The sequence below is a fragment of the Lachnoclostridium sp. An118 genome (genome assembly GCF_002160985.1).
Classification (GTDB): Bacteria; Bacillota; Clostridia; order Lachnospirales; family Lachnospiraceae; genus Claveliimonas; species Claveliimonas stercoravium.
Window position 1 is genome coordinate 185,791 of the sequence record NZ_NFLQ01000001.1, and the last position, 25,392, is coordinate 211,182.

Annotated in this window: 29 protein-coding genes; 23 read left to right on the forward strand and 6 right to left on the reverse strand. The window is 53.3% G+C overall.

Annotation, left to right across the window (positions count from 1 at the left end):
• Nucleotides 1–158 precede the first annotated feature (158 nt).
• From B5E62_RS00865 to B5E62_RS00875, 3 genes are read left to right on the forward strand one after another with little or no spacing between them, the layout of a single operon-like run.
• Complete coding sequence (locus B5E62_RS00865) at nt 159–1,016, forward strand: patatin-like phospholipase family protein (protein WP_087172879.1); 858 nt, start codon at nt 159–161, stop codon at nt 1,014–1,016.
• A 16-nt stretch (nt 1,017–1,032) separates the two neighbouring features.
• Nucleotides 1,033–1,437, forward strand: coding sequence for a secondary thiamine-phosphate synthase enzyme YjbQ (locus B5E62_RS00870; protein ID WP_087172880.1), 405 nt, complete (start codon nt 1,033–1,035; stop codon nt 1,435–1,437).
• Nucleotides 1,438–1,443: 6 nt separating this feature from the next.
• On the forward strand, nt 1,444–2,010 hold the full coding sequence (locus B5E62_RS00875) for an HD domain-containing protein (RefSeq protein WP_330397963.1): 567 nt from the start codon (nt 1,444–1,446) through the stop codon (nt 2,008–2,010).
• Here the strand turns inward: B5E62_RS00875 and B5E62_RS00880 are convergent.
• Complete coding sequence (locus B5E62_RS00880; RefSeq protein WP_087172881.1) at nt 2,007–2,651, reverse strand: GntR family transcriptional regulator; 645 nt, start codon at nt 2,649–2,651, stop codon at nt 2,007–2,009. The two genes, B5E62_RS00875 and B5E62_RS00880, sit on opposite strands and share 4 nt — an antisense overlap.
• A 378-nt stretch (nt 2,652–3,029) precedes the next feature.
• Between B5E62_RS00880 and garR the strand changes: the two genes are divergently transcribed.
• From garR to B5E62_RS00910, 6 genes are all read left to right on the forward strand, one after another.
• On the forward strand, nt 3,030–3,917 hold the full coding sequence (gene garR / locus B5E62_RS00885) for a 2-hydroxy-3-oxopropionate reductase (protein WP_087172882.1): 888 nt from the start codon (nt 3,030–3,032) through the stop codon (nt 3,915–3,917).
• A 14-nt stretch (nt 3,918–3,931) separates the two neighbouring features.
• Nucleotides 3,932–5,356: a four-carbon acid sugar kinase family protein gene (locus tag B5E62_RS00890; RefSeq protein WP_087172883.1), complete on the forward strand. Its 1,425-nt coding sequence runs from the start codon at nt 3,932–3,934 to the stop codon at nt 5,354–5,356.
• A gap of 236 nt (nt 5,357–5,592) precedes the next feature.
• Entirely contained in the window at nt 5,593–6,897 is a 1,305-nt protein-coding gene (locus B5E62_RS00895; protein WP_087172884.1) for a four-carbon acid sugar kinase family protein, read from the forward strand.
• Between the two features lie 50 nt (nt 6,898–6,947).
• On the forward strand, nt 6,948–7,946 hold the full coding sequence (gene pdxA, locus B5E62_RS00900) for a 4-hydroxythreonine-4-phosphate dehydrogenase PdxA (protein WP_076777625.1): 999 nt from the start codon (nt 6,948–6,950) through the stop codon (nt 7,944–7,946).
• 30 nt (nt 7,947–7,976) lie between these two features.
• On the forward strand, nt 7,977–9,380 hold the full coding sequence (locus tag B5E62_RS00905) for a GntP family permease (RefSeq protein WP_076777624.1): 1,404 nt from the start codon (nt 7,977–7,979) through the stop codon (nt 9,378–9,380).
• Between the two features lie 32 nt (nt 9,381–9,412).
• Nucleotides 9,413–10,159, forward strand: coding sequence for a DeoR/GlpR family DNA-binding transcription regulator (locus B5E62_RS00910; RefSeq protein WP_087172885.1), 747 nt, complete (start codon nt 9,413–9,415; stop codon nt 10,157–10,159).
• A 49-nt stretch (nt 10,160–10,208) separates the two neighbouring features.
• On the opposite strand, the gene B5E62_RS00915 is transcribed toward B5E62_RS00910, so the two are convergent.
• Complete coding sequence (locus tag B5E62_RS00915; RefSeq protein WP_087172886.1) at nt 10,209–11,069, reverse strand: MerR family transcriptional regulator; 861 nt, start codon at nt 11,067–11,069, stop codon at nt 10,209–10,211.
• A gap of 100 nt (nt 11,070–11,169) precedes the next feature.
• Here B5E62_RS00915 and B5E62_RS00920 point away from each other — a divergent pair, with 100 nt between their 5' ends.
• Genes B5E62_RS00920 through B5E62_RS00930 form a run of 3 tightly spaced genes read left to right on the forward strand, consistent with a single transcriptional unit; the run spans nt 11,170 to nt 14,782 of the window.
• Nucleotides 11,170–12,348, forward strand: a complete 1,179-nt coding sequence (locus B5E62_RS00920; RefSeq protein WP_087172887.1) for a pyridoxal phosphate-dependent aminotransferase — start codon at nt 11,170–11,172, stop codon at nt 12,346–12,348.
• Nucleotides 12,345–13,424, forward strand: coding sequence for an iron-containing alcohol dehydrogenase family protein (locus B5E62_RS00925; protein ID WP_087172888.1), 1,080 nt, complete (start codon nt 12,345–12,347; stop codon nt 13,422–13,424). The genes B5E62_RS00920 and B5E62_RS00925 overlap by 4 nt, the downstream gene beginning before the upstream one ends.
• A 44-nt stretch (nt 13,425–13,468) precedes the next feature.
• Nucleotides 13,469–14,782 (forward strand): YjiH family protein, encoded by a 1,314-nt coding sequence (locus B5E62_RS00930; protein WP_162610237.1) that lies wholly within the window; start codon nt 13,469–13,471, stop codon nt 14,780–14,782.
• A gap of 78 nt (nt 14,783–14,860) precedes the next feature.
• Here the strand turns inward: B5E62_RS00930 and truA are convergent, their stop codons facing one another.
• Entirely contained in the window at nt 14,861–15,598 is a 738-nt protein-coding gene (truA, locus tag B5E62_RS00935) for a tRNA pseudouridine(38-40) synthase TruA (protein ID WP_087172890.1), read from the reverse strand.
• A gap of 118 nt (nt 15,599–15,716) precedes the next feature.
• On the opposite strand from truA, the gene B5E62_RS00940 reads away from it, so the two are divergent.
• The gene (locus tag B5E62_RS00940; protein ID WP_076777617.1) at nt 15,717–16,181 is read left to right on the forward strand and encodes an acyl-CoA thioesterase; all 465 of its coding nucleotides are present in this window, start codon (nt 15,717–15,719) and stop codon (nt 16,179–16,181) included.
• Nucleotides 16,182–16,243: 62 nt separating this feature from the next.
• Here the strand turns inward: B5E62_RS00940 and B5E62_RS00945 are convergent, their stop codons facing one another.
• From B5E62_RS00945 to B5E62_RS00955, 3 genes are all read right to left on the reverse strand, one after another.
• Nucleotides 16,244–16,501: a hypothetical protein gene (locus tag B5E62_RS00945; protein ID WP_242957679.1), complete on the reverse strand. Its 258-nt coding sequence runs from the start codon at nt 16,499–16,501 to the stop codon at nt 16,244–16,246.
• Nucleotides 16,488–17,018, reverse strand: coding sequence for a hypothetical protein (locus B5E62_RS00950; RefSeq protein WP_087172892.1), 531 nt, complete (start codon nt 17,016–17,018; stop codon nt 16,488–16,490). Before B5E62_RS00950 ends, B5E62_RS00945 begins: the two co-directional genes overlap by 14 nt.
• Nucleotides 17,019–17,141: 123 nt before the next feature.
• Nucleotides 17,142–17,381, reverse strand: a complete 240-nt coding sequence (locus tag B5E62_RS00955; RefSeq protein WP_076777614.1) for a chorion class high-cysteine HCB protein 13 — start codon at nt 17,379–17,381, stop codon at nt 17,142–17,144.
• A 141-nt stretch (nt 17,382–17,522) separates the two neighbouring features.
• Here B5E62_RS00955 and ylxM point away from each other — a divergent pair, with 141 nt between their 5' ends.
• From ylxM to lepB, 10 genes are all read left to right on the forward strand, one after another.
• Nucleotides 17,523–17,867, forward strand: a complete 345-nt coding sequence (ylxM, locus tag B5E62_RS00960) for a YlxM family DNA-binding protein (protein WP_087172893.1) — start codon at nt 17,523–17,525, stop codon at nt 17,865–17,867.
• Between the two features lie 41 nt (nt 17,868–17,908).
• The gene (gene ffh / locus B5E62_RS00965) at nt 17,909–19,270 is read left to right on the forward strand and encodes a signal recognition particle protein (protein WP_087172894.1); all 1,362 of its coding nucleotides are present in this window, start codon (nt 17,909–17,911) and stop codon (nt 19,268–19,270) included.
• A 63-nt stretch (nt 19,271–19,333) separates the two neighbouring features.
• Entirely contained in the window at nt 19,334–19,579 is a 246-nt protein-coding gene (gene rpsP / locus B5E62_RS00970; RefSeq protein ID WP_033125421.1) for a 30S ribosomal protein S16, read from the forward strand.
• Between the two features lie 18 nt (nt 19,580–19,597).
• Nucleotides 19,598–19,828, forward strand: coding sequence for a KH domain-containing protein (locus B5E62_RS00975; protein WP_076777611.1), 231 nt, complete (start codon nt 19,598–19,600; stop codon nt 19,826–19,828).
• Between the two features lie 84 nt (nt 19,829–19,912).
• A complete protein-coding gene (gene rimM, locus B5E62_RS00980) occupies nt 19,913–20,425 on the forward strand; it encodes a ribosome maturation factor RimM (protein WP_087172895.1) in 513 nt (170 codons plus the stop codon).
• The gene (trmD, locus tag B5E62_RS00985; protein ID WP_087173027.1) at nt 20,425–21,240 is read left to right on the forward strand and encodes a tRNA (guanosine(37)-N1)-methyltransferase TrmD; all 816 of its coding nucleotides are present in this window, start codon (nt 20,425–20,427) and stop codon (nt 21,238–21,240) included. Before rimM ends, trmD begins: the two co-directional genes overlap by 1 nt.
• Before the next feature lie 210 nt (nt 21,241–21,450).
• Nucleotides 21,451–22,683, forward strand: coding sequence for a M20 metallopeptidase family protein (locus B5E62_RS00990; protein WP_087172896.1), 1,233 nt, complete (start codon nt 21,451–21,453; stop codon nt 22,681–22,683).
• Nucleotides 22,662–24,140, forward strand: coding sequence for a YfcC family protein (locus tag B5E62_RS00995; RefSeq protein ID WP_242957680.1), 1,479 nt, complete (start codon nt 22,662–22,664; stop codon nt 24,138–24,140). The genes B5E62_RS00990 and B5E62_RS00995 overlap by 22 nt, the downstream gene beginning before the upstream one ends.
• A gap of 216 nt (nt 24,141–24,356) precedes the next feature.
• Nucleotides 24,357–24,704, forward strand: a complete 348-nt coding sequence (gene rplS, locus B5E62_RS01000; protein WP_033125426.1) for a 50S ribosomal protein L19 — start codon at nt 24,357–24,359, stop codon at nt 24,702–24,704.
• An 85-nt stretch (nt 24,705–24,789) separates the two neighbouring features.
• The gene (gene lepB, locus B5E62_RS01005) at nt 24,790–25,374 is read left to right on the forward strand and encodes a signal peptidase I (RefSeq protein WP_087172897.1); all 585 of its coding nucleotides are present in this window, start codon (nt 24,790–24,792) and stop codon (nt 25,372–25,374) included.
• Nucleotides 25,375–25,392: the final 18 nt, after the last annotated feature.

A 25,392-nucleotide genomic window follows, 5' to 3' on the forward strand; every position in this document is an offset into this window, starting at 1 on the left:
TAATCTTTCTCCTATCAGATTCTTTTCAAGGTTTCATTGCATACAAAGCCTATCTTAGCAAAAAAAGGCGGAAATGGCAAGGAAAAACAGGGAGAAAAGGAGGGTTTTCATCTGTGTGAAATACGTTTATAATATACCTTGAAAAGGAGGCAGACAATATGGTAAAAGCAACACTGGTACTGGAAGGCGGAGCCACCAGGGGAGTATTTACCTCGGGTGCTCTGGACTATCTGATGGAAAAGGATTTCTATACATCCTATGTTATCGGCGTCTCGGCCGGGAGCTGCAACGCCCTGGGATATGTGTCAAAGCAGCCCGGCAGGACAAGGGACTGCATGATACACAAAGAGAAGGAATACAGCTATTACTATGGCTTTAGAAAATTTATCAAAGAGAAAAGCCTGATGGATATGGACATGGTCTTTGACCGCTACCCCAACGAGATCTATCCTTTTGACTACGACACATACTTTGCCTCGGACATAGAGTGCGAGATCGTGACAACCAACTGCGTGACAGGGCGTGCAGAGTATATGACTGAGGATTCAGACAAACAGAGGCTGATGAAGATCTGCCGGGCGTCCTGCAGCATGCCCCTCATCTGCCCTATGGTCAACGTGGACGGTATCCCCTACCTGGACGGCGGTCTTGCGGACTCCATCCCCATAGAGAGGGCCATGGAGATCGGCAACGGAAAGAGTATTGTGATCCTTACGAGAAACCCGGGCTACCGCAAGAAGATGCCTTCCCGGGCCACTGTACAGCTCTACAGCAGGGCCTACAAAAAATACCCTAACCTGATCCGGAGCATTGTGAACCGGAGCATCATGTACAACAGGACCATGAAACTTCTGGAGCAGCTGGAGTCGGAGGGGAAGATCTTTGTGCTGCGGCCCCTGATCCCCACGGTGTCCAGGCTGGAGAAGGACTACGATGCCCTGATGCACTTCTACGAGCACGGCTACAGACTGATGAGAAAAGAGTACGATGAGCTCATGAGATTTCTGGAGAAATAATAAGGAGGACAAAGATATGCATTTGTTTGAACATCACATTTCCACGAGAGGATCACAGCAGATGACCAAGGTGACGGACATGGTGAGGGAGGACATTGAGAAGAGCGGCGCGAAGGACGGCATCGTGGTGGTCTTCTCCCCTCACACGACAGCGGGATTTACCATCAATGAGAACGCGGATCCGGATGTGGTGCGGGACATGCTCCAGGGCTTTGAGAAGGCCTTCCCCACAAAGACGGACTATTACAGACACGCGGAGGGCAACTCCCACGCCCACATGAAGACCACCCTCTTCGGACCCTCCCAGACCATGATCTTAAGCGGCGGAGAGCTGATACTGGGCATCTGGCAGGACCTGTATTTCTGTGATTTTGACGGGCCCAGGAACCGGACCTTCTATGTCAAGATACTGGAAGGATAAAACAGCATGATGGATCACGATACTCTGCTTGGGTTCCTTGACCTGGCGGAGAAGCTGAAATGCAATACGCGCCACTCCTGGACGAGCAGCGGGCGCCATGAGAGCGTGGCGGAGCATGTGTACCGCCTCATGGTCTTTGCCTGGCTTGTGAGGGATGAGTTCCCGGAGCTGGATATGGACCGGGTCATGGAGCTGGCCCTCTTTCACGATATGGGGGAGGCGGTCACAGGGGACATCCCTGCCTTTGAAAAGACCGGGGAGGATGAAAAGACGGAAGGAGAGGCGCAGGAAGAGATTGCCGGCCTTCTGCCGGGCCCCCGCGGGGAAAAGCTGCGGGAAATTTTCCGGGAGGTCCGGGAGAAGCAGACGCCGGAGGCACGGCTTGTGAACGCCATGGACAAGCTGGAGGCGCTGATCCAGCACAATGAGGCGGACCTTTCCACCTGGCTGCCCCTGGAGTACGACCTGCAGCTCACCTACGGGGAGAAGGAGACGAGGGATATCCCCTGGATGGCGGCGCTTCGGGAGAGGGTGAACCGGGACTCAGTGGAGAAAATAAAAAAGGAGGACTAAAGATCCTCCAGGTTGATGCCCCTTGGCACATCCATATGGCGCAGGGTAATGTCGTAGATATGGGCTGTGTCCCCGGCCTCCATGGCTTCCAGGATGGCGAGGTGCTCGTTGTACGTGTCCTCCATACGTCCCGGGTGGGAGAGGGACATATGGGCCAGCCGCTGCATCCGGTACATAAAGGTGTCAAATATGGCGGAGAACTGCTGGTTCTCCAGATAGCGGACCACCGCTACATGAAACTGAAAATCGTAGGTACAGAAATCCTGGATAGACTGTGTTGTGTCCAGGATTTCTTTCATTTCTTCCATATTGAAGCGAAGCTCCCTGAACAGCCGCTTTGCTTTCCTGGAGGTGTGGGTGCGGGTGATCTCCATGGTGCAGTAGGTCTCCAGAGCGGAGCGGACCTGGAAGGTCTCTGTCACATCCTGCTTTGTGAGCTGGTGAAGGCGGAATCCCTTGCTTGGGATGATGTCGATGTAACCCTCCTGCACCAGCCTGTGGATGGCGTCCCGGAATGGGGTGCGGGAGATGCCCAGCTCTTTCGCAAGTTTTGTCTCCGAGTAGATCTCCTGGTAGGAGAGCTGATCTTCCGTGATCATCTTTTTTAAATGTTCATAGGCTTGTTCGTTCAATGTCATCATGTCTTAGGGCTCCTTTTTGGCAATCGTTTATGTTTTGTCAAAGATAGATGCAAATCCTAAAAAAACCTGGTTCTATTGTACACTGTTTCCTGTATAAAATCCAATAGAAACCTGTGAAAAATCCACTTTTTATCCATCCGCCACAGGTGGGATGGAGTGTTAATAAAATAACGCACAAATTCAGTGTTTATGGGGATTCTGCCCAAATTTGAAAGGCCTGGATTGGCAAAAACAGAGAAAGAAATTTAGGGGATTGACCGGTATACCGGTATGTAGTAAAGTGTAAGCATAAGGAACAAAAAGTAACAAATATGTACGGATAATGTGTGACTTTTTGTGCAAAACAATCAAAAACATATGTAAAGGAGAGAACGAAGTATGAAAGCAGGATTTATCGGACTTGGGATCATGGGACGTCCCATGGCAAAGAACCTTCTGAAGGCAGGCGTGGAGCTTCTGGTGACTGACCTCAATAAAGAGGCTGTGGCAGATGTGGTGGCAGCCGGTGCAAAGGCAGCCAGCTACGCACAGATCGGAGAAGAGTGCAGTACAGTGTTCATTATCGTGCCCAACGGCGATATTACAAAATCCATCCTCTTCGATGAGGGAGGCGTGGCATCCACCATTAAAGAGGGCAGCATCGTGTGTGACATGAGCTCCGTCACACCTGTGGAGTCAAAAGAGTGCTATGAGAGACTGAAAAAACAGGGCGTAGGTTTTGTAGATGCTCCCGTGTCAGGCGGAGAGCCGGGAGCTGTGGCAGGCACGCTGGCTATCATGGCCGGAGGCGAGGAGAAGGATTTCAAGGCCCTGAAGCCTTACTTTGATATCCTTGGATCTTCTGCTCTTCTCATCGGTGAGGCAGGCAGCGGCAGCGTCACCAAGCTGGCCAACCAGATCATTGTAAACAATACCATCGCTGTTGTGTCCGAGGCCTTTGTCCTGGCTGTGAAGGCAGGGGCAGATCCGGTGAAAGTCTACGAGGCCATCCGCGGCGGACTGGCAGGCAGCGCCGTGCTGGATGCCAAGATCCCTATGATCGTGGAGCGCAACTTCAAACCCGGCGGACCGATCCGCATCAATCACAAGGATATCAAGAATGTTGTCAATACAGCTCACGCCATTGACGTGCCCATTCCCTACACAGCGCAGCTCTACGAGATCATGCAGACACTGAAGATCCACGGGCATATGGAGGACGATCACGGCGGCATTGTACAGTACTTTGAGAAACTGGCAGATGTGGAAGTAAAGAAAGTGGATTAGAGGAGGAAAGACATATGTCCATCAGTGCAGATGTGATCACTTCTTATAAAAAGATAGACGAGGCTTACATTGACAGCCTTCTGGAGGCGGAGATCAAAGCCAGCAACAAAAAGATCGTAGTCCTGGACGACGACCCCACCGGCGTGCAGACGGTCCACGATATCTCTGTCTACACAAGCTGGGACAAGGACAGCATCCGGGCAGGCTTTGACGAGGAAAACAGCCTGTTCTACGTGCTCACCAACTCCAGAGGATTTACGGCGGAGCAGACCACAAAGGCGCACCATGAGATCGCGGCTGTGGTAGACGAGGTGGCAAAGGAGACAGGAAAAGAGTATATCTTTATCAGCCGCAGCGACAGCACCCTGCGGGGACACTACCCGCTGGAGACCGAGCTTTTGAAAGCGGACTATGAGAAGAACACCGGCAAGGTGATAGACGGGGAGATTCTCTGCCCCTTCTTCAAAGAGGGCGGAAGGTTCACCATAGAAAATGTCCACTATGTCAAATACGGCGATGAGCTGGTTCCGGCCAACGAGACCGAGTTCGCAAAAGACAAGACCTTTGGGTACACGGCGGCCACCATGCCGGAGTATGTGGAGGAAAAGACAAAAGGAGCGTACAAAAAAGAGGACGTAACCTGCATCTCCCTGGAAGATATCCACAACATGGAGATCGACAAGATTGAGGAGCAGCTCCTGGCTGTGCATCATTTCAACAAGATCATTGTCAACGCAGTGGACTATGTGGACGTGAAGGTGTTCTGCGTGGCCCTCTACCGCGCCATGAGGAAAGGAAAAGTCTACATGATGCGCACAGCGGCTGCCATTGTCAAGGTCATGGGCGGCGTCACAAGCCAGCCCCTCCTTACAAGAGAGCAGATGGTGGTGAAGGAGACAGAGAACGGCGGCATTATCGTGGTGGGCTCCCACACCGAGAAGACCACCCGCCAGGTGGAGGCTTTAAAAGAGCTGAAAGAGATCGAGTTCATCGAGCTTGACGCCACTCTGGTAAAGGATGATGCGGTCTTTGAAGCGGAAGTGCAGCGCTGCCTTGAAAAGGAAGAGGCCTGCATAAAGAGCGGCAGGACCGTGTGCTGCTACACCACGAGAGCGCTCATCACAGCGGACACAGGGGACAAGGAGGACGAGCTGCGTCTCTCCGTGAAGATCTCCGACGCGGTCCAGTCCCTGGTGGGAAGATTGTCTGTGACCCCCGCTTTTGTCATTGCTAAGGGAGGCATCACCTCCAGCGATGTGGGCACAAAGGCGCTGGCTGTAAAACGCGCCAATGTGCTGGGACAGATCCGTCCCGGTATCCCGGTGTGGCAGACGGGAGATGAGAGCAGATTTCCACTGACGCCCTATGTGATCTTCCCGGGCAACGTGGGAGATGACGAGACTCTCAGAGAGGCTGTGGAGATTCTGATCGGGAAATAAGCGGATTGACAAATATATAACGGGAAAAGAAAGGGAAAGGCCTGGCTCTGGGCAGGTCTTTCTTTTTTAAAGGCATAATAGACGAAAACAAACGTAAAAAACAACAAAAACAAACATTTTATTTGTTGATTTTGCATGACTACATTGATAAAAATTAGATTAAATTGACAAAAACGAACAACAGAAGTATAATATAAACAGAAATGAACATACAAAGCGCAAAGGAGGAACAAGACATGCCTCAGTGTGTTGTAATTGCAGATGATCTGACAGGGGCAAATGCCACTGGTGTACTTCTGAAGAAGATGAACTATACAGCCTACACGGTCATGAATGCGGAGAGGATCGAACTGAGCACTCTGAAGGACTGTGACTGTGTACTGTATCCCACGGACAGCAGAGGTGTAGACCCGGAGATAGCCTACAACCGTGTACACAATGTCTGCAGCCTGCTCAAAAACGATGATGTAAAGGTTTATTCCAAGAGGATCGACAGCACCCTCCGGGGAAACTTAGGAAGCGAGACAGATGCTATGCTGGACTGTCTGGGCGAGGACTATGTGGCCATTGTGGCACCCTGTTTCCCGTCATCGGGACGCATTGTCATCGGCGGCTACATGCTCGTAAACGGGCTGCCGCTGCACAAGACAGACATTGCCATTGACCCAAAGACACCGGTCACTATATCAGAAGACGCGGTGCTCTTTGAACAGCAGAGCAAGTACAAAGTGGCATCCATCCTGATGAAGGATCTGATGCACGGGAAGCATTATCTTGCGGACCTGATGAAAAAGCATGTGGCGGAAGGATGCAGGATCCTCACCATTGACTGTGTGACCCAGGAAGACCTGGATCTTATCGCAGACGCGGTGATCACAAGCAAGCTGAAAGTAGTGGCAGTGGATCCGGGCGTCTTTACAGCTACTCTGGCAAGAAAGCTGATCACACCTTCCCAGAAGCAGGAAAAGAGCCGTATCCTGGCAGTGGTCGGGAGCGTGCATCCAAATACAAAGAACCAGATGGAGGAGCTGTGGCTCTCCCAGAGGACGCACAATGTATTTGTGAACACAAAAGAACTTCTGGAGGACGAGGAGAGAAGGGAAAAAGAGATCAGCCGGGTAACGGAGGAGATCCTGAAAGAATGTAAGCTGAATGTAGTCTCCACAGTGACAGGGGACGGCATCTACCCGGAGAACCGCATTGACTTTAAGCCCTACATGGAGAAGTACAACTGCTCCATGGACGATGTGACAGGGCGCATCAATTCCGGATTTGCAGAGATCACCTACCGGATCTTCAAAGCGGAGCCTGAATTCAAGGGGCTCTACACAAGCGGCGGAGACATTACAGTAGCTGTGTGCGCCAGGTTTGACACGGCGGGCCTGAGCCTGATGGACGAAGTGCTCCCGCTGGCAGCCTACGGGCAGTTCCTGAAAGGAGAGTTCGAGGGCGTCCACATTATCACCAAGGGCGGCAGCCAGGGACAGAATGATGCCATCAACCGGTGCATCACCTATCTGAAGGAGAAATTGTACATCTAAGATGTGCAGTATAGACAGCAACCATGCAGACAAAAAAGGAGGATGAGAATATGAGTAAACCGCTTATTGCAGTGACCATGGGGGATCCCGCCGGCGTAGGCCCGGAGATCGTGGCAAAATCGCTGGCATCTGAGGAGGTCACAGACGTGGCGGACTGCGTCATCGTGGGAGACAGAAAATGTATGGAGAACGCGATCCGCATTGTGGGCGCGGATCTGAAGATCAACGTGATCCAGAAGCCGGCTGAGGGGCAGTACGAGAAGGGGATCCTGAACCTGATCGATCTGGACAATGTGGACATGGATGCTTTTGCATTCGGAAAAGTCAGCGGCATGTGCGGAAAAGCGGCCTATGACTACATTGCCAGGAGCATCGAGCTTGCCAATGCCGGGGAGGTGGACGCAGTGTCCACTACACCTATCAACAAAGAGGCCCTGAAGGCAGGGGATGTTCACTTTATCGGACACACAGAGATCTTCGGAGCCCTGACCGGCACGGAGGATCCGCTGACCATGTTTGAGACAAACGGCATGCGGGTATTTTTCCTGACAAGGCATGTGTCCCTGCGGCAGATGCTGGACATGATCAAGAAGGACCGCATCGTGGACTATGTGGTAAGGTGTACGGAAGCGTTAAGAAGGCTGGGTGTGAAGGAAGGAACTATGGCTATCGCAGGATTAAATCCCCACAGCGGAGAGCACGGACTCTTCGGCTGGGAGGAGGTGGAGGAGATCATCCCCGCCATTGAGGAGCTGAAAAAGATGGGCTACGACGTGGCAGGACCTGTGGGCGCTGACTCTGTCTTCCACCAGGCGGCTATCGGAAAATACAACAGCGTTCTCTCCCTGTATCACGATCAGGGACACATCGCCACAAAGACACTGGATTTTGAAAAAACCATCGCGATTACAAATGGAATGCCGATCCTGCGGACATCCGTGGACCACGGCACTGCATTTGATATAGCGGGCACCGGAAAAGTGAGTGCCGTGAGCATGATCGAAGCCATCCGGCTGGCCGCAAAATACGCACCTCATTTTACAAAGTAAAAAGAAACATATCTAAAGGAGGAAATTGTTATGATAGGAGGACTGGACGGCAACAGGATGCTGATCGGACTTTTGATCGGTATCGTTGTACTTATTTTCCTTGTGCTTAAGACAAAAGTGCAGGCATTTCTCGCACTGATCATCTGTACAGTTATCGTGGGCGTTGTGGGTGGCATGCCGCTCTCGAACACGACGCTGGATGACGGCACTACATTGGGTATTGTCAACTCCATAACAGGAGGATTTGGAAGCACCCTGGGCAGCATCGGTATCATCATCGGCTTCGGCGTTATGATGGGGCAGATATTTGAGGCCACAGGAGCAGCCAAGCGGATGGCGTTTACCTTCCTGAAACTTTTTGGCAAGAAGAGAGAGGAGGAAGCTCTGTGTCTGACAGGTTTCCTTGTATCTATCCCGATCTTCTGTGACTCCGGTTTCGTGGTTCTTTCACCTATCGCAAAAGCGATTTCAAAGGCTACGAAGAAATCAGTCATCGGACTGGGTGTTGCCCTGGCGGCAGGTCTTGTTATCACCCACTCCCTTGTGCCCCCTACACCGGGACCTCTCGGTGTGTGCGGTATCTTCGGCATTGATGTAGGATCCTTTATCCTTCTCACTATCGTGCTGGGTATCCCGATGGCTATCGGATGTATCGCTTATTCCAGATTATATCTGAGCAAAAAGTATTTTCAGATTCCGGACGACAATGGGGACTTTATCTCCATGCCCTACCAGGAGCCTGACTATGAGAACGCATTCCACATGGACGAAGAAGGACTGCCGGGAACATTTTCATCCTTTGCACCGCTTCTTCTGCCTATCGTGCTGATCCTTATCAACACAGTTGCAACAGCCCTTGGCGCAACGACAGGCATCATGGAGGTGCTGATCTTCCTTGGGCAGCCCATTATCGCAGTGGGCCTTGGACTCGTGCTTGCCATCTTTACGCTGGGCAGGGTGCTTGACAGACATACAGCCCTGACAGAGATGGAGAAAGGTATGGAGTCAGCCGGTATCATCATGCTGGTAACAGGCGGTGGCGGAGCCCTCGGACAGATCATCAAGGACTCCGGACTTGGCACATACATGGCAGAGGGACTTGCCCAGACTGCTATCCCGATCATCGTGCTGCCTCTTATCATTTCCACACTGATGCGCTTCATCCAGGGATCAGGAACAGTTGCCATGACAACGGCTGCAAGTATCTCTGCGCCGATCATCATCGCGGCAGGTGTGAATCCCACACTGGGCGCCATCGCATGCTGCGTGGGCTCCCTGTTCTTCGGATACTTCAACGACAGCTATTTCTGGGTTGTAAACAGGACACTGGGCGTAAAAGAGGCGAAAGATCAGCTTATAACCTGGTCTGTCACATCCACCATCGCATGGGCTATCGGAGTTGTTGAAGTTCTGATATTGAGTATTTTCATGTAATCGTGTACAATAATCCTTAAGAGGTGATTTGTATGCTGGCAGCAGAGAGGCAGGCAAAGATAGCGGAATTGATCAGAGTGCAGGGGAGTGTGCAGGTGGATGACCTGGCTCACGACCTGAAAGTCAGCACAATGACGATCAGAAGGGATCTGGAAAAACTGCAGGAAGACAATATACTTGAGCGATGCCATGGAGGTGCGGTGGCAAAGCAGGAAGTGACTTACGCAGACAAAAGTACCAGTCATATGCAGGACAAGGTGAGACTGGCCGCCAGGTGCGCGCCCCTCGTCTCGGCGGGAGACAACATTTATCTGGACGCCGGGACGACCACCTATGAAATTGCAAAAGCTATCCAGAACGTGCCGGATATCATGGTCATGACCAATGACCTGGAGATTGCCGGACTTCTGAAAAACAGCCAGGCTGAGCTGCTGCTGTGCGGCGGAATGGTACAGAAAAGTACCGGAAGCATGCTGGGCTATTATGCGACGCAGATGCTGGAAGATTTCCGATTTGATGTGGGCTTTTTCGGGGCCGCATCCATCAATGAAGAGCTGGAGGTTTTCACACCGACGGTAGACAAGGCTTTCCTGAAGAGGAAAGCTCTCCAGAGATGCCGGAAGGCGTATCTGGTAGTGGATGAATCCAAATTCGGAAAACAGGCCGTGACAAAAGTCAACCATCTGGCGGATTACACGGCTGTGATCACCACAAGGAGGCTGACTGTCGAGGAACAGAGGAAAGCAGAAGAGTCTGATATCAGGATGATATATGTGTAAAGAGTGAACCGCTGTGCGGCAGAGACAGATCTGCCCTCACAGCGGTTTTTTACTGCCTTTCTTTCTTGCCGCAGAATAGGGAAATCCTTGTGAGATAGTGTTCCTCATCTGCCGAGAGCTCATCCAGCACGGCTTCCTTGTAGACAAAACTGCCAGGAGACAGGCCATTTTCCCCTGCAAAGGCAAGGAGCCGGCGGCAGGCTTCCTCGGAACGGTAGTAGTCGCCCCGCAGGTAGATGGCGGCATAGGTGCCGGCCGGCTTGATGTGTACCTGTGTGTCCGGCGGGAGTGCGTCCACGGAGAAAGAAGTCTTGGTGAAAAAATATGCATAAGTCTCATAGTCTCCCTCCTGCAGAGCCGGGGTGGGGAGCATGGCGCCGTAGGGGTGACCGCAGTTGAGATGTTCCCGGCTGCACAGGCCGATGTGGCTGCAGAGCACGGAGAAGATCTTGTCATGGTCAGATGTATACAGAGGACTGCTGAGTACCAGCAGTTCTTTTTTTGTCTGCTCTTCCAGGAGAACAGGGGAGAGGCATTGTACATCCTGAAAGTCTCTGGCCTGTCTGACAAGGGAGAGCTTTGTCTCAATGACGGTGCGGATGCGCTGGAGCTGAGCCAGCTCTGCCTCCACCTTTTCCTGCTGTGTGAGCAGAAGTCTTTCTAAGCTGTCCGGGCTGCGGTGGTCTATGTAGTCCTTGATCTTCTTGAGAGGCATGCCCAGCTCTTTCAGGCAGGTGATGGTGAAAAAGACATCGCACTGGTTTTCGCTGTAATAGCGGTATCCTTTTTCATCTGTGAGAGCGGGAGAGAAAAGGCCGATCTCGTCGTAGTGAAAGAGGGTCCGCTTGTTGGTGCCGCACAGAGCGGCAAATTCCCCGGTTTTTATGCATGGAATGTCTAATTTTTGCATAATTATACATTTCCTCCTTGACTATACCCTAACGGTATACTTTATTATAATCGGGATAGACAGGACAGTCAATTTTAAATAGATGAGGAGACAAACGATCATGCCAAAATTAAGTGAGAGAGTGGGCACATTTACCGACTCAGTGATCCGCAGGATGACCCGGATCAGCGATGAATACGGAGCGATCAATCTATCCCAGGGATTTCCGGATTTTGATCCGCCGCAGGAGATCATGGATGCCCTGGCAGAGGCGGCCTACAAGGGACCTCACCAGTATTCCATTACATTCGGGGCGGAAAATTTCCGCCAGGCCCTGGCAAGAAAGCAGGAGAAAGCCATCGGGCGGGCCATTGACCCGGAGACGGAGATCGTGGTGACATGCGGCGGCACAGAGGCCATGATGTGTGCCATGATGACCATCTGCAATCCCGGGGACAAGGTGATGGTGTTCTCGCCTTTCTATGAAAATTACGGGGCGGACGCCATCTTGTCCGGTGCGGATCCTATCTATATCCCCCTGGTGCCGCCGGCGTACACTTTCGATATCTCCCTTGTGGAGGAGGGATTTAAGGCGGGGGCGAAAGCTATCATTGTCTGCAATCCTTCCAACCCCTGCGGAAAGGTGTTTTCCAGGGAAGAGCTGATGGCCATCGGAGAGCTGGCTGTGAAGTATGACGCCTTTGTGGTGACAGATGAGGTGTACGAGCATATGGTGTATGAGCCCTATCATCACACATGTATGGCTTCCCTGCCGGGCATGTATGAACACACCATCACCTGCAATTCCCTCTCCAAGACCTACTCCATCACCGGATGGCGCCTTGGATATCTCATCGGGCCGGAGGAAGTGGTGGAAGCGGCCAAGAAGGTCCACGATTTCCTGACAGTGGGAGCGGCAGCGCCCCTCCAGGAGGCAGCTGTGGCGGGGCTGAACTTCCCGGACAGCTACTATGAAGACCTGAAAAAGATCTACACAGAAAAGAGGGACTATTTCCTGACCGGGCTGGACCGCATCGGACTTGCCCACAATGTTCCACAGGGTACCTATTTTGTCCTGATCGATATACAGAAATTCCTGGATCTGCCCAGATTTGCGGGTTACACGGACCTGGAGTTTTGCGAGTGGATGATCAAAAATATCGGTGTGGCCGCTGTGCCGGGTTCCAGTTTCTTTAAAGAAGAAGTGAACCATCTGATCCGACTGCATTTTGCCAGAGAAAAAGAGACCATCGACGAGGCGATCAGCCGCCTTGGAAAGTTACAGGAGTTGTTATCATGAGATCATATTCAGTATTTTTTGCAAATTACACCATCGGGGAGGACGCCTACGGGCAGGTGCCCCAGGTCTGTCTCCCTTTTGGAACAAAGATCTTCCTGATCGGCGGGCGAAAGGGCATGGACGCCGCAGGCGGGCTTCTTGAGGAGGTCCTGAAGGGGACGGACCTTGTCGTTTTGGAATCTGTGGAGTTCGGATCAGACTGCACCTACAAGGATATTGACCGGTGGGCGGACCGGGCGAAGGAGCTGGGAGCGGACATGATCTTTGGCATGGGCGGTGGCAAGGCGCTGGACACAGCGAAGGGAGCTGCCGACAGAGCCGGACTTCCGGTCTTTACCTTCCCAACCATCGCGGCCACCTGTGCGGCAACGACAGCCCTGTCTGTGGTGTACAGGGAAGATGGAAATTTTGACAGCTTTTACTTTTATGACAAGCCGGCAAGGCACTGTTTTATCAATACCCGCGTCATTGCGGATGCGCCCTGGGAGTATCTGCGGGCCGGCATGGGAGATACGATGGGTAAATTTTTTGAGTGTCACTTCGCGGCCAGAGGAGACAGGCTGGATCACAGCTCTGCCCTGGGCAGGGAGATCAGCAACCTGTGTTATGGCCCCCTCCTGGAGCACGGTGTCCAGGCCCTTGCGGACTGCAAAAGACATGAGCCATCCTTTGCCCTGCAGCAGGCGGTGCTGGCAAATATCGTCAGCACAGGCATGGTGTCCCTGATGGTGCTGGATGACTACAACTGTGCCATCGCCCACTCGGTATATTACGGGCTTGTGCTCCTCCCGGGCTTTGAGGAGAAGTACCTCCACGGAGACGTGGTGGCCTACGGCGTTCTGGTGCAGCTTGCGGTGGACCAGGACAGAGAGCGCCTCGGGGAGGCGAAGAAGTTTCTTGAAAAGCTGGGTATTCCCTCCACGCTGAAAGAGATGGGCGTTCCCCTTGACAGGGAGTATCTGGCGGCGGTCCTGAGGGAGACGGTGACAGGTCCTGACATGGAGCATATTCCCTACCCGGTGACGGAGGATATGATCTTTGAGGCCATGAGAGAAGTGGAGGAGCTGGGAGAATAATGGGAAATACAGCAGAAAAAACTTATATAAATAAGAAGAATCTTTTGAAATTTATTTTCGGGTCAGCCTTCGGCGTGCTCATGTTCCTGGTGCCCATCCCCTATGAGTCCTCTTTTACGACTCTGCTGGACTTTGTGAAAATGTGGCTCCAGGCTCTCTTTGGGGGCAGCCTGATCTACATTGTGGTGACGCTGATCGTGGCGTCCGCGGTGCTCAGCACCTATGACTTTTTCGCAAAGCCGGATCTTATCCGGAAGAACCGCTACCTGAGCAAGGCTTTCTGCACCACGCCTCTGTATCTTGTGTCCAAGATCATTGGAGCCGTGGCGGGCGTCATGGTTGTGACAGGTGTGGGGCCGGAAGTGGTGGTCTCCCCGGATACAGGCGGGACCATCATTGACCTGTGCGGAACACTGTTCTGCATCCTGATCGCCTTCAGCTTTGTCCTTCCTTTCCTGACCGACTGCGGGATCATGGAATTCCTGGGCGTCATCGCCCGGCCTGTGGTGCGGCCACTGTTCCACGTGCCGGGAAGGGCCTCCGTTGACCTGATCGCATCCTGGTTCGGAGCGGCCAATGCAGCGGTCATCCTGACAAGAGAGCAGTATATGAAAGGGTATTACACGAAGAGGGAAGCAGCCTACATTATGACCAACTTCTCCCTTGTGTCCGTGCCCTTCTGCCTGATGGTGGCAAACACCATTGGACTGGACTCTATTTTCCCGGTCTTTTATCTCTGCATCTGCGTCATCGGCATCATCCTGGCGGTTATCATTGTGCGCATCCCGCCCATCCGCACGATCCCGGATACATACCGGGAGGTGACAGGCCGGCAGGTGGCTGAGGACAGACCCCAGGAAAAAGGATTGTGGAAATTTGCCCTGGAGTCCAGCTGTAAGAGAGCGTCCCAGTTCCATCTGGACACCGTGCTGACCAATGGTCTGGAAGTCATGATGGGAACCCTCTTTGACCTGATCCCCATTGTGGCGTCCTGGGGTGTCGTGGCCCTGGTCATTGCCACCTACACACCATTCTTTGACTGGATCTCCTATCCTATGGGGCTGTATCTGCAGCTCTTCGGCGTGGAGGATGCATTTGCTGTGGCGCCGGCCACACTGGTCGGATTTACAGACATGTTCATCCCGGCCCTCCTGATCGCGGGGACCGAGGTGGCTGTAAAGACGAAATTCATCATCGGTGTCCTGTCCCTTGTGCAGATCATCTATCTGACCGAGGTGGGAACCGTGGTCATCAAGAGCGAAGTGCCGATGGGCTTCTGGAAGCTCTTTGCCGTTTTCATGGAGAGGACCCTGATCGCCATACCGTTTATCGTGCTTTTTGCCAATCTGATCTATTGAATATGACCAGACCGTATATATGGAAGAACAAAAAAGGGAAGCCCAAACGGGTTTCCCTTTTCGCTCAATTTACCCTCTTTATTCATATCGCACTTCCTGCAGATACATCCCCTTGGGGTCGCAGGGCGCACTGGCCGGCTGTTCGCCTGCGAAGATGGCGGTGATATCTTCCGGCTTCCTTGTGCCCAGGCCGACTTCGAGAAGCGTGCCCACGATGGTCCGCTGCATGTTGTGGAGGAAGTCGTCCGCGTGCATGGAGATCTGCATCTCCTCCCCGTCATCGTAGATGTCGATCTGGTACATCTCCCGCTCGGTGGACTTGTTGTGCTTTACCGTGGAGAAATTTTTAAAGTCATGCCTTCCGAGAAGGAGCTGTGCCGCCGCCTTCATGGCATCCATATCCGGCCTGCGGAAGCAGTGGAAGGTGTACTTGAAGTCAAAGACGCTGGGCACGTCGCTGATGGTGGCGCGGTAGATGTAGATCTTTGACCTGGCATTCAGCTGGGCGTGGAAGCGCTCCGGCATGTCCTCCACTGATATGATGGCGATATCCATAGGCAGATACCGGTTCAGATAGTGCTGGATCTCATAGTCCTTCATGTCCGTGTTTGTCTTAAAGCTGGCGGTCTGGGCGTAGGCGTGGACACCCACCTCTGTGCGGGCGCCGCAGAAGAGCTCCACGTCCTCGCCGGTCATTTTCCGGATGACCTCCAGGATCTTGTTGGAGATGGTGTTGGTGGACTCGTTTTTTCCCAGACGGACCCAGCCCTGGTAGCGGCTGCCGTCGTATTCTATGGTAAGCTTGATATTGCGCATGGTTCTCCTCCTATCACGATATGAAATCACAAAAACATCTAAAATCAGTTTTAGTATAGCAGATTATCTGATATACTGTCCAGTGAACAAAGAAATGACAGACAGGAGAGATTGCAAAATGACAGAGAGCAGAAAAGTATCAGAGTCCGTATCGGAGACTGTCCACATGGTGCGTCCCAACCACCTCAATGCGGCGGGACGACTGTTCGGAGGGATCCTCATGCAGTGGATGGACGAGCTGGCCGGGCTTGTGGCGAAACGGCATACAAGAAAAAATGTGATCACCGCCTCCGTGGACAACTTAAGCTTCCTGCGGGGCGCCTATCAGAAGGATGTGGTTGTGATCACGGGAAAGGTGACGTACGTGGGAAATACATCCATGGAAGTAAAAGTGGACTCCTGCGTGGAGGACCTGGACCGCAACCGGACCCTCATCAACCGGGCCTACTTTACCATGGTGGCGCTGGACGAGAATGACCATCCCACCAGAGTGCCCCGGCTGGAGCTGGAGACAGAGGATGAAAAGGAAGAATGGAAGAATGCAGAGAAAAGGCGGGAGATGCGGAAGCACTACAGGCTGTGATCCGCATTCCCGTTCCCTATGTTTATGCCGGCAGAAGAGGAAAAAGCCCTCGGATGCCGGCCTTATTTTTTCCTGTGGTCCATCTGTGCCATCACGAGGCTGACCATGCTGTCGATCTGCCTTTTCTCCTCTGGGGAGCGTCCCTCCTTCAGGATCTCAAGGATGAGGGACGTCTCTTCCGGGGAGAAGCGGATGCCCTCCCTGTTTGCGGAGGAGATGAGAGCCATCATGGCGGCCGCCAGGCTGTTCCCGGTCTTGCCGGAGGTCCGGGCGGCCGCCGTCCTGATGAGCTCCAGCTTGACAGGATCAATATGTTTCATTGCCGGATGATCCATCCATTCCTGCGCCATTGTCATTCATTTCCTTTCTGTTTAGATCGTTGCCGTCTTCTGTGTCTTCCCGGGTGTCCCCGCCCGAAGGAGGGGACTGGAACATGTGCATCATATTTAGGATGTCTTCCATATTTCCCCCTCCTGACGCGGACGGGTCAGGGGAAGACATCCCGGACAGATCCATGTCCTTCATCATCTCCATCATGCTCATGGCGGAGAGGATGCTGTCTACGGTCTCACTGCTTTCCCCCATGTAGGGTTTCAGCTCTTCCAGTATTTCCGGAAAGGAGGGAGCCGACCCCTGAAACTCCTCCCGCGCCGGAGTGTGGGAGAAGACGCCGAAGTAGCGGACTGTGTTCTGCAGCTCGGTGAATTTGATGAAAAAGGCCAGCATCCTCTGAATGGCAGGGGGAGTATAGGGGAGTAAAAGCTTCACCATCTGCAGTTCCCCGGAGGATGTGAGGGTGTCAAAAGGAGTCATGGGAAGCGGCGTGCGTTTATCCATACAGCCCACCTGTCTTGCGTGTTGTAACTATATATATGGAGAAAAAGAAAAGAGTATGACACTTAAAAGGGGCCGCGCCCGACAGACGCATATGTCCATCGGCCGCAGCCCTCTCATCTGCCATTAGCAGCAGCCGTTTCCTCCGAAACCGCCGCAGCAGCACAGGAGAAGGATGATCCACAGGCAGCTGTCATTGCCGCATCCGCAGCCGTAGTCGCCGCCGCTGCGCCCGAAACCGCCGCAGCAGCACAGGAGAAGGATGATCCACAGGCAGCTGTTCCCTCCAAATCCGCTCCCGCATCCACAGCCGGAACGTACACCGGAGTCACATCCGCATCCGCAGTTTGCTGATAAGTCGCTCATATGATTGCCTCCAACATTTTTTGTTTACAGTACATCATATGCTTGGGACCGGGATGTGTGAAAAATAAATCTGGCCTGGTGTCAAGAAAAAATGCTTGACAGCAGGAAAACTTTGTTATATGATAACACAGGTGATTTGAGATGGATGATTTTTTAAAGCAGACATTGTTATATGATTTCTACGGAGAACTTCTGACCAGTCACCAGAAAGAGATCTACGAACAGTCCGTGCTGGAGGACCTTTCTTTGAGTGAGATCGCCCAAGCGGCGGGAATCAGCCGGCAGGGGGTCCACGATCTGGTAAAGCGCTGTGACAAGACGCTCCAGGGATATGAAGACAAGCTCCATCTGGTGGAGAAGTTCCTGGCAGTCCGGGAGAAAGTGCACCGGATCGATCAGGTGCTGGACCAGTATGACCCGGAGGATGACAGTGAGCTTGCCCGGGAGATCCGAAAGATAGCAAGAGAGATCATAGACGAATTGTGATCTGTAATTGTATGTAATAGAGAGGCAAAGAGGAGTTAAGAATGGCTTTTGACAGTCTGACAGAAAAACTTCAGAATGTGTTCCGCAATCTGCGGAGCAAGGGACGGCTGACAGAGGACGACGTCAAAGAGGCTATGAAGGAGATCAAGCGGGCGCTTCTGGCCGCGGACGTCAACTTTAAAGTCGTAAAGAACTTCATCAAGAATGTGCAGGAGCGTGCTGTCGGGCAGGACGTGATGAACGGGCTGAACCCGGGGCAGATGGTCATCAAGATCGTCAACGAGGAGCTGGTTGCCCTCATGGGATCCGAGACCACAGAGATCAAGCTCCAGCCCGGAAGCGCCATCACTGTGATCATGATGGCAGGTCTCCAGGGTGCAGGTAAGACAACGACCACCGCAAAACTGGCGGGAAAATATAAACTGAAGGGGAAGAAACCTCTCCTTGTGGCCTGTGACATATACCGTCCGGCTGCTATCAAGCAGCTCCAGGTGAACGGAGAAAAGCAGGGAGTGGAAGTCTTTTCCATGGGTGACAGCCACAAGCCGGCGGACATCGCCAGAGCAGCTCTGGAGCATGCCCGCAAGAACGGCAACAATCTGGTGATCCTGGATACAGCGGGCCGTCTTCACATTGATGAGGACATGATGGCAGAGCTCCAGGAGATCAAGGAGACTGTGGAAGTACACCAGACGATCCTGGTGATCGATGCCATGACCGGACAGGACGCGGTCAATGTGGCGGAGGAATTCAACCAGAAGATCGGCATCGACGGTGTCATCATCACCAAGCTGGACGGCGACACAAGAGGCGGTGCGGCCCTGTCTGTCAAGGCAGTGACCGGCAAGCCGATCCTCTACGTGGGTATGGGAGAGAAGCTGTCGGATCTGGAGCAGTTCTATCCGGACCGGATGGCGTCCCGGATCCTTGGCATGGGCGATGTGCTGACCCTCATCGAGAAGGCAGGAGCCGAGATCGACGAGGAGAAGGCCAAAGAGATGACCCGCAAGATGAAAAAGAACCAGTTCGATTTCGACGACTTCCTGGAGAGCACCAAGCAGATGAAGAAGATGGGCGGGCTCTCCGGTATCATGAGCATGCTTCCCGGCATGGGCGCCATGGGCGGCCTGGGCGGTAAAAAGGGCATGCAGTTAGATGACAGCCAGGCCGAGGAGGCCGAGAAAAAGATGGCGCGGATGGAGGCCATGATCTATTCCATGACTCCGGCGGAGCGCCGCGACCCGGATCTTCTGAATCCTTCAAGAAAGCACCGCATCGCAAAAGGCGCAGGTGTGGACATCAGCGAGGTAAACCGCATGGTCAAGCAGTTTAACGAGATGAAGAAGATGATGAAGATGATCGGAAAAGGTGGTAAAAAGGGAAAATTCAGATTACCTTTTTAACCAGCACAGGCGTGTACAGCGCATGTGCCATATAGATCAATAAATATGTGGAGGTGAAACAAAATGGCAGTAAAGATCAGATTAAAGAGAATGGGACAGAAGAAGGCTCCTTTCTATAGAATTGTTGTAGCTGACTCCAGATCCCCAAGAGATGGCAGATTCATCGAGGAAATCGGCACTTACGATCCGAATCAGGATCCCAGCGTCTTCAAAGTAGACGAGGAGGCCGCTAAGAGATGGCTGAACAACGGTGCGCAGCCTACAGAGGTAGTAGGAAAGATTTTCAAGGCAGCAGGCATTGAAAAATAATACTGGGAGGTGCGCAGTATGAAAGAACTAGTGGAAGTCATCGTCAAAGCACTTGTAGATGATCCCGAGAGCGTTGTTGTGACAGAGAAGGAAGAAGGCCGCACGACCATTGTGGAAGTGAAAGTGGCTGACTCAGATATGGGTAAAGTCATCGGCAAGCAGGGGCGTATCGCCAAGGCAATCCGCGCTGTCGTGAAAGCAGCAGCCTCAAAAGAAGATAAGAAAGTGGTAGTAGATATCGCTGGCTAAGAAAAAGAGCGGGTCCAGGAAGGGACAAAGAGACAGTATGTCGGGATCTTCCGGGACACGCTTTTCTTTACAAGGAGAATAAAGATGGAAAAACAACTGCAGGCAGGCGTCATCACCTCCACCCACGGCATCCGCGGCGAGGTGAAGGTATTTCCCACCACAGATGACGCACAGTATTTCAGAGAGCTGAAAAAAGTATATCTTGACACGGGAAAAGAACAGATCCCCCTGGAGATCGAACATGTAAAATTCTTCAAGCAGTTCGCTATCCTGAAATTCAAGGGGATCGATAACATAAACGACATAGAAAAATACAAAGGCAAGAGCCTTATGATCGACAGGGAGGACGCCTCCCCCCTGGGCGAAGACGAGTACTACATCGGCGACATGATCGGCATGGACGTCTACACGGACGACCCGGCAGAGCACTTTGGCGTCCTTCGGGACGTGCTGGAGACCGGGGCCAATGACGTCTACATCATCGACTCAGACCGGCACGGGGAAGTCCTCGTCCCGGCCATCCACCAGTGCATCCTCCGTGTGGACACGGAAAAAAATGAGATGCACATCCATCTGATGGAGGGACTTCTGCCATGATGCATTTTCATATTATGACACTATTCCCCGATATGGTGATGGCCGGCCTTGGCACCAGCATCACAGGGCGGGCCATCGCGAAAGGGCTTCTCTCTATCGAGGCTGTCAACATCCGGGACTATGCTTTCAATAAACACAACAGCGTGGACGACTATCCCTACGGCGGCGGGGCCGGCATGCTGATGCAGGCGGAGCCGGTATATCTGGCTTACCAGGCCATTGAGGAGCAGATCCAGAAGCGCAGAGAAGATACAGAGGCGCGCGAAGAGGAAGGCGCCCTATCTGCCCGGCCTAAGAGGACAAGAGTCATCTACCTCTCCCCCCAGGGACAGACATTCAGCCAGGAGATGGCCCAGGAGCTGGCAGAGGAGGAAGATCTGGTGCTGCTGTGCGGCCACTACGAGGGCATCGATGAGAGGGTGCTGGAGGAGATCGTGACAGACTATGTCTCCATCGGGGACTACGTGCTCACCGGCGGCGAACTCCCCGCCATGGTCATGGTAGATACCATCTCCCGCCTTGTGCCGGGAGTCCTTCACAATGACGTGTCTGCGGAATTTGAGAGCTTCCAGGACAACCTCCTTGAGTATCCCCAGTATTCCAGGCCGGAGGTATGGCACGACAAGCAGGTGCCCCCCATCCTCCTGTCCGGACACCACGCCAATATCGAAAAGTGGCGGCGGGAGCAGTCTGTCATCCGCACGGCCAGGAGAAGGCCGGACCTTCTTGAGAAGGCGGAGCTGACAGCAGACGAGAAGAAGCTGGCGGCGGAGATCCTGAGGGAGAAGGAAACAGGAGAAAATTCCGAAAAATAGTTGCATGCCTCCCTGGAAAATGCTATGATAATTGCAATTATATATGATCAAACGACTATTACATTATATTGAGACAATGCGCAATGGAGTGTTATGGGCAGTTGTCGGTTCGAAGAGTTCCGTCAGAGGGACTCTTTTCTTTATTTATAAGCAGCCGGTGCCTTCCCAGGGCCCGGCGTTATTGGACTCAGGAAAGACAGGTGAGAGATTATGGGAGTGACGGCGGCCGAGATCAGGAGGAGAGCGGAGGAGCTCCGGGAACAGATCACAGCGGACAGGCGGTACCTGCACCAGATACCGGAGATCGGGATGGAGCTGCCTAAGACAGCGGATCATATCAGAAAACGGCTGGATGAGATGGGAATACCTTGGGAGAACTGCGGCGGGGACCTGCCGGAACAAGTGACCAGGGATTTTATGGAAGCAGGGTTCCCCAGGATGGAGCGGGCCGAGGGAGTGACGGCCGTGATCGGCCATGGCAGCCCCTGCATCCTGCTGCGGGCGGATATGGATGCACTTCCCATTCGGGAAGCCAGTGATCTGGAGTTTAGATCCGGGAATGGATATGGACATATGTGCGGCCATGACAGCCACGTGGCCATGCTCCTGGGGGCGGCTCAGATACTGAAAGAGAGGGAGAGCTCCCTGAAGGGCTCGGTCAAGCTGGTGTTCCAGCCCGGCGAGGAGACAGGCGCCGGGGCCAGGGTCCTGGTGGAGAACGGCCTTCTGGAGAACCCGAAAGTGGACGCCGCATTCGGGCTCCATGTCCAGTCCGTGACCAGGACGGGGGAGCTGGGATATGCAGTGGGGGTTAACTCGGCTTCCCTGGACACCTTTATCCTGAAGATAAAGGGCAGCGGCGGCCACAGCTCCCAGCCGCAGCTCTGCATTGACCCCCTGATGATCATGAACCAGGTATACCAGGCTGTCAATCTGCTTGTCACCAGGGAGGCGGACCCTGCGGCCATGGTGGCCCTGACCTGCGGCGTGGCAAAGGGGGGCACGGCTGTCAATATTATTCCCGGGGAGGCGGAGCTCCATATCGGGGTGCGGACTTTGGATGTCCAGGCAGCGGACCATCTGACGAGGCGGATCCCGGAGGTCATCGACCACTATGTGAAGGCCTGGAGAGGGGCGTATGACCTGACCGTGTTCCACACGCCCTGCACCTACAGCGACGAGGCGCTGTGCCGGGAGCTTGTCCCCTTTGCGGAAGAGATACTGGGGAAAGGACATGTTTCCCAGATCCCGCCTATGACGGGGACAGAGGATTTCGGTTATATCACCAGGGAGGTTCCGGGCATGTTTGCCTTTATCGGAGCGGGACAGCCGGGAAATGCGCCCCTCCACAATCCCCATATGGTGCTGGATGAGGAGGTGCTCCCTCTGGGCGCGGCCCTTCACGCATACACGGCCATGGCATGGCTGGACTCCAGGAGATGACCAGGAGAAAAGAAAGCAAGAGTATCATCATAAAGAGAAAGAGAGTGAAGAAAGTGGACAAGAAAACTTCCAGGGGTAAAGGCTTCCACATGCCCCACGTATTTATCATCTTACTGCTCATCATGCTGTTTGTGGTCGTTTTGTCCTATGTGATCCCCAGCGGGAGCTACGAGCGGCTCACTGATGAGGTGACAGGAATGTCCGTGGTGGACCCGGACACGTTCCGGTATGTGGAAAATGAGGATCCTATCACATTTATGAACTACTTTGAGGCAGTGTACAACGGGTTTGTGAACGGCGCCACCATCATGGGGACGCTGTTCATCAGTTCCGGCGTCATCTACCTCCTGGAGGTCAGCGGGGCGTTCGGCGCGGGGATCAGCGCCATCTTAAAGCGGACCAGGGGCCGGGAATTTTCCGTTGTGTGGATCTTTTACACCATCTTTGTGGTGTTTGGCGTCCTGGGCTACGGTGAGGCTGCCTATCCCTTCTATCCGCTGGCTGTGAGCATCGGCTTTGCCCTTGGATATGACAGGATCGTGGGCACCGGGCTGGCTATCGTGGGGAGCACGGTGGGCTTTACATCGGGCCTTATGAACATGTTCACCACCGGTGTGTCCCAGCAGATAGTGGGGCTTCCCATGTTCTCAGGCATCGGCTACCGGGCCGTGGGTCTGGTGGTGTTCTACCTGATCGGTCTTGCCGGCCTTTACAGCTACTGCCGGAAGATACGGAAGGATCCGGCAAAAAGTATCGTGAGTGAAGAGTACATGGGCCAGAAGACAGAGGAGGAGATGGAGCACGCGGAGGAGATGACCGGGCGAAGAGTGCTGGGACTGCTGGCCTTCCTTGCGGTCATCGTCATCCAGGGGTACGGCTGTATCACACAGGGCTGGTCTTTTGCCCAGATCGGGGCGCTTTACGTCATGTTTGGCATTGTGCTGACCGCCATTTTCCGGTTCAGCCCAAGTGAGGCCTGTCAGCTTTTCTGCAAAGGCGCCACCAGAGTGTTCGCGGCGGCCTTTGCCGTGGGCCTTGCCCAGTCGGTGGTAGTGCTCATGGACCAGGCCTGCATCATGGACACTATCGTCCACGCCATGGGAGAGCTTCTGGAGAGCAAGAGCGCGGTCCTGGCCCTGCTGATCATCTTTGTGTTTGTGACCCTCTTTAATTTCCTGGTGGTATCGGGAAGCGGAAAGGCGGTCATCATCATGCCGATTCTCCAGCCCCTGGGAAAGATCCTGCATATCAACCAGCAGGTGCTGGTGCTCACGTACCAGTACGGCGACGGCATCACCAACAGCTTCTGGCCGGGCAGCTCCCTTGTCCAGCTGTCCATGTGCGGGGTGGACTATGGCTCCTGGATCCGATTCTGCTGGAAGATCTATCTCTCTTTCATAGTGAGCGCCTTCGTCCTGATCATGGTGGCCCACGGCATCGGCTACGGCCCCTTCTGACAGGACCGGCAGGCGCAGGCTCCGAAGAAGCCTTACAAATGGAACTGCCCAAATGCAAGCCCAAATGCAAGAGAAATTTTCCTTGCAATTCTCCTGCACATATGCTATGATAAAATGCGTTGTGAGAAGAAAGAGATGGTCCTCTGATACGCTCCCGCACTGAGGCGGGAATAGAAAAATGTATTAAGAACGTCCGAATAACAAGGAGGTCACACAATGAACGATATCATTAAGAACATTGAAGCTGAACAGCTCAAAGAGAACGCGCCTGAGTTCAGAGTAGGCGACACCGTAAAAGTTTACGGAAAGATCAAAGAGGGTAACCGTGAAAGGATCCAGGTTTTCGAGGGAACAGTCCTGAAGAAACAGGGTGGCAGCACAAGAGCAACATTTACTGTAAGAAAGAATTCTAACGGCGTAGGTGTTGAGAAGACATGGCCGCTCCATTCTCCTAACGTAGAGAAGGTTGAAGTTGTCCGCAGAGGTAAAGTAAGACGTGCAAAACTGAACTACTTAAGAGACCGCGTAGGAAAAGCAGCCAAGGTAAAAGAATTAGTAAAATAAGAAAACAAAGAGGAAGGGACAAATACATACTGTATCTTGTCCCTTTTATGCTATACAGACAGGAGTTTCTGACAGGGAAAGATTTATGAGAGGATTGAAATTCAGAAGAAGGCGGCGCAGGAGAAGTAAATTCCGGATCGAGATGCTGAAGCCGGTGGCGGTGTGGACAGGCAAGATTGCGATCGTCTGCCTGTTTGCCTTTGTCTTTGTGTGGTATTTCGGGCAGAGGGTGGCCGTGGTGGGGGACTCCATGAGCCCCATCCTCAGCAACGGGGACGTGACGCTTGTGAACCGGATCGTATATGACGCCACAGCGCCGAAGCGAGGAGACATTATCGTCTTTAAGCCCAAGGGAAATGAGAACTCCCACTACTATATCAAGCGTATCATCGGCCTTCCGGGGGAGACAGTGCAGATACTGGAGGGAGAGATCTACATCGACGGCGAAAAGCTGGAGGAGGATTACGGGGTCAGCGAGATCACGGACCCCGGCATTGCGGCGGAGGAGATCGAACTGGCAGGAGATGAATTCTTTGTGCTCGGAGATGACAGGGAGAACAGCGAGGACAGCCGCATGGCGGACGTGGGGGCTGTGAAGCGGTCCTATATATACGGGAAAGTCTGGTTTATCGTCTCGCCATGGGAAGATTTTGGGCTGGTGCGTTCTTAGAGCACATTTTTCATAAGG